General features: G+C 60.5%; 12 protein-coding genes and 1 tRNA gene. 4 read left to right on the forward strand and 9 right to left on the reverse strand.

The features are described from left to right. Positions 1–80: 80 nt before the first annotated feature. Complete coding sequence (locus PR017_RS12790) at positions 81–311, reverse strand: hypothetical protein (RefSeq protein WP_111218949.1); 231 nt, start codon at positions 309–311, stop codon at positions 81–83. A gap of 154 nt (positions 312–465) precedes the next feature. Here PR017_RS12790 and PR017_RS12795 point away from each other — a divergent pair. Then, positions 466–540, forward strand: a tRNA-Thr gene (locus PR017_RS12795). Positions 541–612: 72 nt separating this feature from the next. Here the strand turns inward: PR017_RS12795 and PR017_RS12800 are convergent. Beyond that, positions 613–1,425 (reverse strand): glycosyltransferase family 25 protein, encoded by an 813-nt coding sequence (locus PR017_RS12800; RefSeq protein WP_111218951.1) that lies wholly within the window; start codon positions 1,423–1,425, stop codon positions 613–615. A gap of 349 nt (positions 1,426–1,774) precedes the next feature. On the opposite strand from PR017_RS12800, the gene PR017_RS12805 reads away from it, so the two are divergent. Then, entirely contained in the window at positions 1,775–2,821 is a 1,047-nt protein-coding gene (locus tag PR017_RS12805) for an NAD(P)-dependent alcohol dehydrogenase (protein ID WP_111219041.1), read from the forward strand. 63 nt (positions 2,822–2,884) lie between these two features. Here PR017_RS12805 and PR017_RS12810 read toward each other — a convergent pair whose 3' ends face one another. Beyond that, a complete protein-coding gene (locus PR017_RS12810) occupies positions 2,885–4,087 on the reverse strand; it encodes a multidrug effflux MFS transporter (protein ID WP_111218953.1) in 1,203 nt (400 codons plus the stop codon). A 150-nt stretch (positions 4,088–4,237) separates the two neighbouring features. Here PR017_RS12810 and PR017_RS12815 point away from each other — a divergent pair, with 150 nt between their 5' ends. Continuing rightward, positions 4,238–4,897, forward strand: a complete 660-nt coding sequence (locus tag PR017_RS12815; protein WP_111218955.1) for a TetR/AcrR family transcriptional regulator — start codon at positions 4,238–4,240, stop codon at positions 4,895–4,897. 87 nt (positions 4,898–4,984) lie between these two features. On the opposite strand, the gene PR017_RS12820 is transcribed toward PR017_RS12815, so the two are convergent. Next, a complete protein-coding gene (locus PR017_RS12820; protein WP_111218957.1) occupies positions 4,985–5,206 on the reverse strand; it encodes a helix-turn-helix domain-containing protein in 222 nt (73 codons plus the stop codon). On the opposite strand from PR017_RS12820, the gene PR017_RS12825 reads away from it, so the two are divergent. Next, the gene (locus PR017_RS12825; RefSeq protein ID WP_133255567.1) at positions 5,205–5,417 is read left to right on the forward strand and encodes a hypothetical protein; all 213 of its coding nucleotides are present in this window, start codon (positions 5,205–5,207) and stop codon (positions 5,415–5,417) included. The genes PR017_RS12820 and PR017_RS12825 overlap by 2 nt on opposite strands. 13 nt (positions 5,418–5,430) lie before the next feature. On the opposite strand, the gene PR017_RS12830 is transcribed toward PR017_RS12825, so the two are convergent. From PR017_RS12830 to PR017_RS12850, 5 genes are all read right to left on the reverse strand, one after another. Then, positions 5,431–8,577, reverse strand: a complete 3,147-nt coding sequence (locus PR017_RS12830; RefSeq protein WP_111219043.1) for an efflux RND transporter permease subunit — start codon at positions 8,575–8,577, stop codon at positions 5,431–5,433. 25 nt (positions 8,578–8,602) lie between these two features. Continuing rightward, a complete protein-coding gene (locus PR017_RS12835) occupies positions 8,603–9,754 on the reverse strand; it encodes an efflux RND transporter periplasmic adaptor subunit (protein ID WP_111219045.1) in 1,152 nt (383 codons plus the stop codon). Positions 9,755–9,800: 46 nt separating this feature from the next. Further along, positions 9,801–10,403, reverse strand: a complete 603-nt coding sequence (locus PR017_RS12840; protein WP_111218959.1) for a TetR/AcrR family transcriptional regulator — start codon at positions 10,401–10,403, stop codon at positions 9,801–9,803. Positions 10,404–10,629: 226 nt separating this feature from the next. Beyond that, positions 10,630–11,061, reverse strand: a complete 432-nt coding sequence (locus tag PR017_RS12845; protein WP_111218961.1) for an OsmC family protein — start codon at positions 11,059–11,061, stop codon at positions 10,630–10,632. A 241-nt stretch (positions 11,062–11,302) separates the two neighbouring features. Beyond that, positions 11,303–12,565, reverse strand: a complete 1,263-nt coding sequence (locus PR017_RS12850) for an ABC transporter substrate-binding protein (protein ID WP_111218963.1) — start codon at positions 12,563–12,565, stop codon at positions 11,303–11,305. Positions 12,566–12,605 lie beyond the last annotated feature (40 nt).

The raw sequence follows: 12,605 nt of genomic DNA on the forward strand, positions 1-12,605 counted from the left end.
TCTTGATGCCCTGCAGAGGAAGGCGGTGTTTAAAGGAAATCGGTCGCCGCTTCAATTCGTTTGCGGCGTGTAAGACCTAATCATTTCAATTCGTCCATTTTTGCGGCAGGCAGGCCATCCGTCTCGTCAGCCTCGCCGGCGCGGCGTGCCCGCACCTGCTGCTTGCGGCGAGAAAGATTCTCCTTCAGCTTGGCAGCCGCCCTTGCCCGCCGCCGATCCGCTTCGCTGGGCCCGGGCTGCTGCGGTTTAAGCAAGGAGACATCAGCGGACGCGGCACTCGTGCCATCACTACTTTGTTCGTCTTCGTTCATGTCTGCCTTGATAGCGCAGATGACGATATTTCAAAAGCCACGCCGACGTTTTCCCGCGCTTGTTTCAAGAAGATTGGATTTTGCGGCTTGCGCTTGCCGATCAGCTATGGCAATAGCCGCCTCGCCCGATACGGCGCATCCACTGCGCCACGATGCTGCTATAGCTCAGGGGTAGAGCACTCCCTTGGTAAGGGAGAGGCCTGGGGTTCAAATCCCCATAGCAGCACCATTTTCCCAAACCATGCTGCGGCCTCATCCATCACTGATAAGCACATTTCGTCGCTTGGCCGCGTCAACGCGTCTAACTATCTGCCTGCGTCGGCACCGCAGCGGGTTGGTACCAGCTGGTTTGCGCACTGGAGCGAGGTCCGAGCACGTAGGCGAGACGGCGGAAGAAATCCACGGTGCGGAAAAGATGGGCCGGAAGGCGCCTCCAGGCAGCCAGTTTGGCCGCACGGTAGTCCCGGCGGCGGCCGATCATCGTTTCGCGTTGTGATTTGTTGAAGCCGACCAGATTGGACTTGCTGGAAAAAACCGAAATATTCATATCCCATCCCCGCTCGATGGCGACGTCCCACGGCAAGGACATGACCGCGAGCGACCGGGCTATTTTCTCTGCACCGCGCCGCGTCACCAGATAGCAAGCCGTAGATCCCTGTGGTCCGAACAGGCAGCGGCCGATGGTGTCACCACATTCGCTGCGGGCGTGGAAGCGGAAGCCTTTCCAGCGGTGATTGACAAGCTTGATCATGTCAGCGTCAGGAACAGCGCGACTGGCGGCCAATGCCCTCGCCATGAATTCTCCATCAAGCGCGATGTCATCCTCGATGATCACGGCAGCTTCGTTGCCACTTGCGATAAACTGGCGTAGCGCCAGCAGATGGCTCCGGTAGCAACCGTACTCGCCGGGAAGAATACGCCTGCCATGACGGTTACCGAAGCGCTTCTGGTCGACATCGACCCATTGCGCCTCTGGCACCATCAACCCGTCGACGCCCTCCACAAGCTCAATGGCGATGCCGAGTTCACGGCCACGAGAGCAAACTTGCTGCAGTCTTTCCGTCGCCCGAGCGATATTGATGAGATAAACCGGAAGAGGCTGCAGGGTGGACATAAATGGCCTCGGTACGCGTAAATGAAGGTGGACAGAACCGGATGCGCTCAGATCACGCAACCATCCGACGAATCGATCAGGCGGGCTTCGTGCAGGGCACAGTTAAGAACTCGGCCGCTCCATAACAAGCTGGCGGCGAGACCGCCACCCTCACACTTTGTTGTTCGAAGCCACTGCAGCTTTGTTATCCGGGCAAGGCCGCTGTCAGCACAGATTGCAAAACTCAAACACCCGTTTGAACAAACCGCTTTCCCTTTCTATAGTCGCCTCGAACGAACATTCCAATGTCGTCCCTTCCGCAACCCTGGCGGCAGAAGCGACGACCCTATCGACAACGGAGGAGAAGACGATGACGAAGATGCGTGCGCTGGTTCTCGAGCGCCAGCACGAACTGGCCTTGCGCGACATAGACATGCCGCAGGAAGTCGGTGCCGGACAGGTGAAGATCAAGATCCACACGGTCGGCGTCTGCGGCTCCGATGTCCACTATTACACCCACGGTCGGATTGGCGGCTTCATCGTCAATGCACCGATGGTGCTGGGCCACGAGGCCGCCGGCACGGTGGTCGAGATCGGCGCCGGCGTAGCCCACCTGAAGATCGGCGATCGCGTCTGCATGGAACCCGGTATCCCCGATGCCAATTCCCGCGCCAGCCGGCTTGGCATGTATAATGTCGATCCCGCCGTCGTCTTCTGGGCGACCCCGCCGATCCATGGCGTTCTAACGCCCTATGTGGTTCACCCGGCCAATTATACCTTCAAGCTTCCCGACAATGTCTCGTTTGCCGAAGGTGCCATGGTCGAACCATTCGCCGTCGGCATGCAGGCGGCAAGCAAGGCGCGAATCGCGCCTGGCGATACCGCCGTCGTGCTCGGCGCCGGACCGATCGGGACAATGGTGGCGCTTGCAGCGCTTGCCGGCGGCTGCTCACGCGTCATCGTCGCCGATCTCGCCCAGCCGAAGCTCGATATTGCCGCGCAGTATCAGGGGATTATTCCTGTCAACATCCGCGAGACGAAGCTGCTCGACGCGTTGAACCTGTTGACGGACGGCTGGGGAGCGGATGTCGTGTTCGAATGCTCCGGCTCGCCGAAGGCTTGGGAGACGATCATGGAACTGCCACGTCCGGGCGGCGCCATCGTTGCCGTCGGCCTGCCGGTTGCGCCTGTTGCCATCGACGTCTCGATCGCCACCACCAAGGAGGTGCGGATCGAGACAGTGTTCCGCTATGCGCATCAGTACGACCGTGCCATCGCCCTGATCGGCTCCGGACGCGTGGACCTGAAACCGCTGATTTCAGAGACTTTCGGCTTCGAACAATCCATAGAGGCGTTCGAGCGCGCCGCAGAAGGCCGGCCCAGCGACGTCAAGCTGCAGATCGTCATGGAGCAGTAGCCGAACATAAAAATGCCCGCACGACATCCGTGCGGGCATCTGCAGAGAGGCGTTGAAAACCTGCTATTCAGCGGCCGCTTTGACGCCGCTGGCGTGCCGACCCATGGTCAGTTGCGCGAGCAGGAATGCAGTCACTGCAGCGCAGGCGATGGCTACCGTCATCGGCACGGCTGTTCCATTGGCGAACAGACTCGCCAGCACCATCGCAATCGCGCCTGTGGTGAATTGCAGCGTGCCCATAAGCGCCGAGGCCGTGCCGGCGATGGCACCATGCTCCTCAAGTGCGAGTACCGCTGTCGTCGGGATGACAAGGCCGAGAAACCCGAAGCCCACGAACAGAAAGGCAACAAGGACCGGTAGTTGCTCGAAGCCGAGGCTCATTGCCGCGACCAAACCCACCATCGACGCAGCAAAGCCAGTGACGGCAACGCGCATGACGCGCACAAGCCCGTAGCGCTGTCCAAGCCGCCCCGTCAGCTGCGACACCGCAAAAAACGACACGGCGTTGACGGAGAAGGCAAAGCTGTACTGCGTGGGTGTCAGTCCATAGTGATTGATCAGCACGAAGGGCGAATTGGCGAGATAGACAAGGAAGCTGGAAATGCCGAAACTGCCGATGAGGGAAAGCGTCATGAACGTTCGGTCCCCCAGCAGATAGACATAGGCCGCCATCGCGCTGCGGAAACTGCTGCCGGCGCGGTCTTCTCTGGAGCGGGTTTCGGCAAGCTGCGTCGAGAGCAGGACCAGGCCAATGAAGGCAGCGATTGTCACAGCCCAGAAGACACCGCGCCAGCCGAAGAAGGCAATGACCGCGCTGCCGGTCAGCGGCGCCAGGATGGGCGATATGCTGAACACCAGCATCAGCAGCGACATCAGCCGCGCCGCCTGCACGCCCACATGCATGTCGCGGACGACCGCCCGAGGCACCACCATGCCGGCAGCACCGCCGATGCCCTGAAGAAAGCGGAAGGCAATTAGCATTTCGATATTGGTAGCCAGAGCGCATCCGATACTGGCGACGGCAAACAGGCCAATGCCGATATAAAGCGGCGCCTTGCGGCCGTACATATCGGCCAGCGGCCCATAGAGCAGTTGAAAGGCAGCGAAGGGAATGAAGAAGGCAAGCAGGCTCATCTGAACCAGATTGTCCGGCGCACCGAGGTCATGGCCAATGGATGGCAGCGCCGGCAGGTACATGTCGATGGCAAAAGGCCCGATTGCTGACAAAAGGCCAAGAATCAGCGCGATGCGAAAGAAGGGTGTCATGGGGCGAATACTCTCGAAAATTGGATAGGGGCCGATTTCGCTGGAAGCGCGGTAACGGATGCCGAATGCGGTATAGCCCAGTCACATTTGGACACTGGTGTCAAATTAGACAGACTTGTCTAAAACGTCAATGCGACTTACTCTCCGATCATGACAAATGCGCGAACTGCACCACCGCAATCCATTCCAGCCGTCCGGCGGGGGCTGTCGACCAAGCGGGTCTCCGTTCTCACGGCCGCAACGGAAGTTTTCTGCCGCGAAGGTTTTTCCGGAGCTTGCATAGATGAAATCGCCGAGCAGGCCGGTGTGTCGCGCCAGACGATCTACAACCACTACCGCGACAAGGAAGCACTCTTTGTCGCCATCGTCGAAGACATCACGGCGCGCACCGGAGAGGCGCTTTCATCGACGATCGCCACTTTTCCAGACATGCCAGCCGACATAGCGGCGGAAATGACTGCATTGGTGTCCCTGCTGGTGCGCAACTGCCTCTGCAATCGCGATGGCCGCTTTATGCGCAAGCTGCTGCAGTCCGAAGGCGAGCGATATCCGCAGCTGTTTGCGGCGTGGCGGCAAAAAGGTTCCGGCTTGCCAGCAGAGGTCGTCTCTGGACTTTTTGCGCGCATCGCCAAAGCGGGTCTACTGGATATCGATGACGCCGACCTCGCGGCCCGGCAATTTCTGGCGCTTATCCATGCAGACTTGCAGACGACCACCTTGTTCGGCGGCATTCCCGGAGATGAAGATGTGGCGCGAGCAGCCCGCAACGCCGTGCGTACATTTCTCCGCGCCTACTCCGTACCGGCATAAGCCCACAGTCCGGCTTGAGGTAGGGTAGAAAACAAGGCGCCGATATCGTCGTCACATCGACGAGGATATATCAGGCGCCTGAAAGCATCAGGCGTCCGGCAAGTCGATCTTCAGGGCAGATGCAATTCGCTTGATTTTGAGCGGATCAGTGTCGGTGCCGGCCTCTATGGCGACGATTTCGTCAACTGTCAGTCCAACTGTCTCGGCCAGATCGTCGACGCTGTAGCCGAATGAGCCGCGCGTGATGCGGATGCGGGTTCCGACATCCGCGAGCGGGGCGGACGGTGTGTCATGGATGGGGTTGGACATGGAATTCTCCTTCGCCGCCGGTGATCGTATTCGACCGCTGGCGGCATCGTTTACCAATGCCGACCCTCTTTATTGCCGCAACATCGAATCGGCAAGCAGAATTGCTGCAGAGCACAAAAGGATTGCCTGCCGGTTAACCGGGTCGCCACCGCCCCCGATGTCAGCCCGGGTTCGGCAAATCATGAGAAAACAAAGCCTCGACACGGTGTGAAACCCGACGCTGCCTACTCCGCAGCCATTGCCGGTGGCATCGGGTGTTGCTGTGCGTCGCCTGCACCGGCACCGGTCTCGGCCTTGCCGGCCTTCGATTTCGGCGCCTTGCCGAAGAACAGCGCGTAAGCCGCGGGCAGGACGATGATCGTCAGGACGGTGGCCACCAGGATACCGCCCATCATCGCATAGGCGAGCGGCCCCCAGAACACGCCACGCGAGATCGGGATCAGCGCCAGCACGGCGGTCAGCGCGGTCAGCATGATCGGCCGGAAACGGCGCACGGCAGATCCGATGATCGCCTCCTGACGCTCCATGCCCGCAGCGATATCCTGGTCGATCTGGTCGACGAGGATGATCGAGTTGCGGATGATGATCCCGAGCAGTGCGATAACGCCGAGAATAGCGACGAAACCGAACGGAGCACCGCTGATCAGGAGTGCAGCAGCGGCTCCGATGATGCCGAGCGGTCCTGTCGCCAGCACAAGCATCGCCTTGCCGAAGTGCTGCAACTGGATCATCAGGAGCACGACGATGACGAGCAGCATGATCGGTGCCTTGGCGGCAATGGAGGCCTGGCTTTCCGCAGCATCCTCGGTACCGCCCTGCACCTCGATCTGATAGCCGGGCGGCAGGCTGTCGCGGAGCGGCTTCAGGTCGGCGTAGAGTTTTGTCGTCACGTCGTTTGCCTGCACATCGTCGGGCAGCGTAGCCCGCACCGTGATCGTCGGCAGGCGGTCGCGGCGCCATTCCAGCCCAAGCGTCATGGTCGGCACGACCTTTGCCACCTGCGACAGCGGCACGAAACCGCCGGCATCGCTCGGCACGGAGATGGAATTGACCGCAGACAGCAGATGCCGATTGGCTTCCGGCTCGCGTGCCACGATCGATACGGTCTCTTCCCCTTCGCGGAAGTCGCCGAGCGATGCTCCGGTGACGGCAGCGGCCAGCACCTGGCGAATACGCTGCGACGTGACGCCGAGGGCCCTTGCCCGATCCTGGTCGATCACCAGGCGCATTTCCGGCACCGGTTCAAGCCAGTCATCGTGGATCGCACCCATGCGGGGATCGGCGGCGAAACGCTGCTTCACCTGGTCGGCGATACGACGAACCTCGAGACGGTCGGGGCCAAGCACCCGCATCTGCACGGGCCAGCCGGTCGGCGGACCGAGGAACAGCCGGTCGACCTTGGCGCGGATGTCAGGGAAGTCTGCGGCGAGAATGCCGCGCAGCTTGACGATCAGCCGCTCACGAGCGGGTTCATCGTTGGCAAGCACGAGCAGTTGCGCGAAGTTCGGATTGATAAGCTGCTGGTCGAGCGGCAGGAAAAAGCGCGGCGCGCCTTCTCCGATATAGGTGGCCACAAAACGCTTGTCCTTGTTGTCGGCAATCCGGGCCTCCAGCGCTGCCGCCTGCTTTTCGACCTCGATGATGCTGGTGCCCTCGGGTAGCCACAGGTCGACAAGGATCTCAGGCCGCGACGACTGCGGAAAGAAATTCTGCGGAATGAACTGGAAGGCCCAGAGACTGGTGCCGAAGGTTAGCAGCGTCAGCGACAAGACGATGATGCGGTGCCGCACGGCCCAGCCGACAGTGCCGCGCAGGCGACGGTAGAAGCGGGTATCGAAGACGTCGTGGTGGCTGCCCGCATGATGACGCTGCTTCAGGATCATGTAGCCGAGCCACGGCGTGAAATAGACGGCGACGAACCAGGACGTCACCAGCGCAATGCCGACCACATAGAACAGGGTGCGGACATACTCGCCGGCGGTGGACGCGGCAAAGCCGACCGGGATGAAGCCTGCCGTGGTGATGAGTGTTCCCGTCAGCATCGGGAATGCGGTTGATGTATAGGCAAAGCTGGCGGCATCGAGCTTGACCATCCCCTCCTCCAGCTTGCGCTCCATCAGTTCGACAACGATCATGGCATCGTCGACGAGAAGGCCAAGCGCGATGATCAGGGCACCCAGCGAAATGCGCTGCAGATCGATGCCGAATTCGTACATGATGGCAAAGGTCGCGGCCAGCACCAGCGGAATGGCGATGGCAATCACCAGACCCGAGCGCCAGCCGATCGACACGAAGGAGACGATCAGCACGATGACAAGCGCTTCGCCCAGCGCATGCATGAATTCACTGACCGCGTCGGTGACGACATCGGGCTGGTTGGCGATCTGGTCGACGGCAACACCGAGGGGCAGCGACGATTCGAACCGCTGGTAGACGGCATCGACGGAATGACCGACGTCGGTGACCTTGTAGCCCTTGGCCATGACCACGCCGACCTGCACGCTCTCGTGGCCATTGTACTTGAACTTAGCCGTGTAGGGGTCCTGCAGCCCCGCATAGACGGTGGCAATGTCGCCGAGACGCGTCACCTGGTTTCCGGCCTTCAACCTCAACTCACGGATATCGTCGATCTTCTTGACATCGCCCTCGACGGAAATGCGCACCGACCTCAAGCCGGTGTCGACGGAGCCGGCCGAATCGACGCTGTTCTGGCCCGTGACGGCAGCACGAAGGGTATCGAGCGTTAGGCCGCGCTCGGCCAGCGCCTTCGACGAGACGTCGATGTAGATTCTCTCCGGCTGGTCGCCGATGATCACGGCTTTTTCGACGCCCGGCACGGTCAGCAGCATGTCCCGCGCCTGGATGGCGAACTTCTTCAGCTCCGGATAGCTGTAGCCGGTGCCGCTGATCGAATGCAGCGTAATGAAGGTGTCGCCGAATTCATCGTTGAAATAGGGTCCGAGGAGGCCTGACGGCAACTCGCTCTGGATATCGCCGACCTTCTTGCGCACCTGATAGAAGGCGTCGTTGACCTCGGCCGCGTTGGTGTCACCCTTGACCTGAACCGTGATGATGGCGCTGCCGGCGCGGGTGTAGGATTTTACCCAGTCGAGATGCGGCGTCTCCTGCAGCTTGCGCTCGATCTTGTTGACCACCTGGTCTTCCATCTCGTCGATCGACGCACCGGGCCAGACGGCCTGCACCACCATGACGCGGAAGGTAAAATCGGGATCTTCCTTCTGGCCCATGTGGGTCAGGCCGAGGGCTCCGGCGATGATGATCAGTCCGAACAGGAAGCGGGCGATACTCGGATGGCCGATTGCCCAGCGCGAGAGATTGAATGGCTGCTTGGGTTCAGTGGGTGTGGTCATTATCTTCATCCGCTTTGGAGTGCGATCAGCGCATGACGGCCGCAGACGCGGCGGCGTCCACAGGCTCTGCGGCGGCGGCTTGCTGTCCACTGCCATCGGGTAGCTTGACCTGCATGTTTTCAGCCATGAACTGCGTGCCTGCGGCGACGACCAGATCGCCGGCCTTCAAGCCACCGGATACCCGAACGCCGGCACCCGAGAATTCGGCAAGCCTGACGTCCTGCGAATGCACCGTGGCTGTCGTCCTGTCGACCAGCCAGACGACCTTCCGACCGTCCTTCTCGGCAAGCGCACTGAGCGGTACGGAGACAAAGGGCACCGCATTTTCCGCTGTCGCCTCGACGGTAGAAGTCATCCCGAGAAGCACGCGCGGGTCCTTCGGCAGGCTGATCCGGACTGAGAAAGTGCGCGATTGGGTATCGGCGCTGCCGGAGACCTCGCGCACTTTGCCATCGAATACGAGGCCGTCGTTCGCCCAGAAACGCGCCTTGACCGTCTTGCCGACGCTGAACTGGCCAACATCGGTTTCCGGCACGGCGATCGCAACTTCCTTCTCTCCGTCGACAGCAACGGTGATCACCGGCGTACCAGTACTGACTACCTGGCCGACATCGGCATTGACGGCGGTGACGATGCCATTGAAATCCGATGCGAGACTGGCGTAGGCGACCTGGTTCTTGGCCTCCTCGAGCGACGAGATGGCCGAATCGAGCGTTGCGACGGCCTGGTCGTAAGCCAGCTGCGCCTGCTCGAGTTGCGACTTCGAGGAGACGTTCTTATCGAACAGCTGCTGGGCGCGATCGCGAGAAAGCGTTGCGGTCTGGACCTGCTTCTCGGCGGAAAGACGATCCGCCTCCGCGCGCTTGACCGATAATGCGTAGTCAGTGGCATCGATTTTCGCGAGCACATCGCCCGGCTTCACGCGCTGACCTATGTCCACCCGGCGCTCGATGATCTTGCCGCTGACGCGAAAGCCGAGGTTCATCTCGGTCCGGGCCCGCACGGAGCCGGAATAATCCAGTGTCCGCGTTGTTTCCGCCTTGGCAATCTCGACGACCTTGACGGGACGAATGACAGGCTTGGTCTCGGCCTGTTTCTCGTTGCAGCCGGAAATGACGGCCGCAGCCATGAGGAGGACAAAGGCGGATGAAAGGCGCAGTTTGATGGGCGAAATCATGATCGCACTCCTCGGGTCGACGGCGGATGGACGGGCAGCAGGCAAATTATCTCAAGGCACGAATGGCGTATTCCACGAGATCGTCGGGCATCGCCCGGTTCTCCTTGGCAAGGCACTGCGCCACCATCTGCGGGTGACAGAGGGTAACCGTCGCCGCGCCAAGACATTTCGACGCGATGTGGGGGTCCTGTTCGGCAAACTCGCCGGCAGCGATCCCCTCGGAAATTATGCCGGCCATGACGTCGTGGATGCGGTCGATGTGCTTTTCGATGACATGCCAGTCACGCTCGATGGCGACGACGACCATCTCATGGACCTTCTCCTCGTCGAGCATGGTATCGAGGGTGAGTTTGTACTGGCCATGCACCAGGGCACGCAGCCTGTCGGCGGCACTCGCCTGCTTGCGCGCTGCGCCAAGGGCGAGCTCATAACCGCTATCGAGCATCCGCCCGCAGAGCGCCTGGTGGATTTCGACCTTGGAGCCGAAGAAGCGATAGATGTTTGCCGTCGACATGCCGAGATCCTTGGCGATGTCGGCCACCGTTGTCTTGGCATAGCCGTAGTGGCGGAAAAGCCGCTCGGCGCAATCGAGGATGCGCCCAACATTCTCCTGGCGGGTGACCTCTGAGGAATCGGCGATGGTATTCATAAGGCACTTTCGAATTACGACTGACGAAAATAGAATTTCGTCAGTCGTAATTCAACAGCCGCATGCTGTCAACTTCCTGCCCGCCATTTGGCATGGGTCCGCTATTTTAAACTTATGTTTATGATGGGAGCGGCTGTGATGGTTCGGCTGCACGATGCTCATGGCACACGACGCATAAAAAATGCCGGACCATTGGCTGGTCCGGCATGTCAGGCAGCAAGTTTTCTTAAGAGAACTGCACGTCGAGCGTCATTGGCACGGCGGCAAGCGCCTTGGATACAGGGCAACCGGCCTTCGCCTGTTCAGCCAGTTCCTTGAACTTGGCCTCGTCTGTGCCGGGCACGCTGGCAACCAGCGTCAGGGCGATACCGGTAATGCCGAAGCCGCCTTCGACGCTCTCGAGGGTGACCTTGGCAGTTGTCTGCATGCTGGTCGCCTTCAGGCCGGCGCCATCGAGAATGCCGGAGAGAGCCATTGTGAAGCAGCCGGCATGGGCAGCGCCGATCAGTTCTTCCGGATTGGTGCCGGCAACGCCTTCGAAACGGCTGGCGTATCCGTAAGGGTGCTCCTTCAGCGCGCCACTCTGGGTGCTGATCTCGCCTTTTCCGTCCTTGATTCCGCCAGCCCAATGGGCCGAGCCCGTGCGTGTGATCTTCATGTTATGCTCCTTCTGACTGGTTGTCGGGAGACGGCGGTTGCCGCTCCAAGGCAATCGATCGGAAAACCTCAAAGGTTTCCAAACGACAATATAAGGCCTTACCCGCAAAAGGCGACAGCAGAATAAGACACATCCAAAAAGGCGAATTTTCTTTTCGGCAGACCATGAAAAGCCCCGCGATCCGTCGGGATCGCAGGGCTCTTCGAAGACCGTGCCAGACTATGGCTGGTTCCGCCCAGCCTTACTTGTTGAGCGTCGCCTGCAGCTTGTTGACGTCGTCGGTCGACATCTCACCATCGGTGGCGACCTTGCCGTCGGCAATCTTCCAGAGACGGAACGGGCCGGTGATATCGCCGTATTTGTCGAAGGCGACGGGACCGATGACGCCTTCGTAGCGGATCGGTTTGCCATCCTTGATCAAGGCGAGTGCCTTGGTGAACTCTTCCTTGCCGGCATAGATCGGCGTTCCCGACGGATCGACGGTCTTGTAGATCGCGTCCTTGATCTTGGCAGGATCTTCCGAGCCGGCAATGGCGATGGCAAGACCGGCAATGGCACCGGCATCATAGGAGCGGTCGGCTGCCGGATTGGACGGCTCGATACCCGAGAAATCCTTGTAGTTCTTCATGAAATAATCGGTCGAGGCCGTCGGGCTGGTGCCGGAAGACGTGCCGTAGGCTTCCTTCAGGTAATCGGCGCCGACAGACTCGATGAAGTCAGGGCTGTTCATGCCGTCGTTGAGCAGGAATTTCTGCACCCCGCCCTGCGAGACCCAGGTACGGGCAATCGTCGCTCCGTCGACCGGGGTGCTGATCAGGTAGAGGCCATCCGGGGTGCCGGACATGGCAGCGGTGACTTCCGAAGCGTAGCTCGACTGCTTTTCGTTGTAAGGCGTGTCGGAGATGATCGTACCGCCGAGCGCCTTGTAGGCGCGCGAGAATTCGGCCGACATGTTGACGCCGAAGTCGCTGTTGACGTGGATGATGGCGAGCTTCTTGAAACCCTTGTCGACTGCGTATTTGGCAGCGGCAACGCCCTGCAGCGCATCGGACGTGATCGTGCGGAAGAAGATGCCGTTGGTCTTGCCATCGCGCCCGAGCGCCGTAAGCGTCGGGGACGAGGAGGCAGGCGAGATCTGCACGACCTTGGCAGGCGCTGTAACCGATGTCAGGATCGGAATCGACACCGACGAGATGATACCGCCGATGATGACAGGCACCTTCTTGACCTGAACGAGCTGGGTTGCCGCATCGACAGCGACATTGCCTTGGCTCTGGCTGTCGCGGGTATCGGTGACGAGGTCGCAGCCGCGCACGCCGCCGGCAGCATTGAGGTCGCGGAAAGCCATCTCGACCGACTTGGCGCCGGCCTGGCCGTATTCGCCGGCAGGACCGGTCAGTTCCATGACGAGGCCGACGGTAATCTTGCAATCGGCAGCATTGGCAATGCCCGCGGCCGCGATCAGGCCGAGCGCTGTGGTTACGGAAAGAAGCGTCTTTTTCATGATTGTTCCCCTTGTTAGGTACGACTTCTATTTTTACGCA

Source organism: Rhizobium tumorigenes (genome assembly GCF_003240565.2).
Lineage (GTDB): Bacteria > Pseudomonadota > Alphaproteobacteria > Rhizobiales > Rhizobiaceae > Rhizobium > Rhizobium tumorigenes.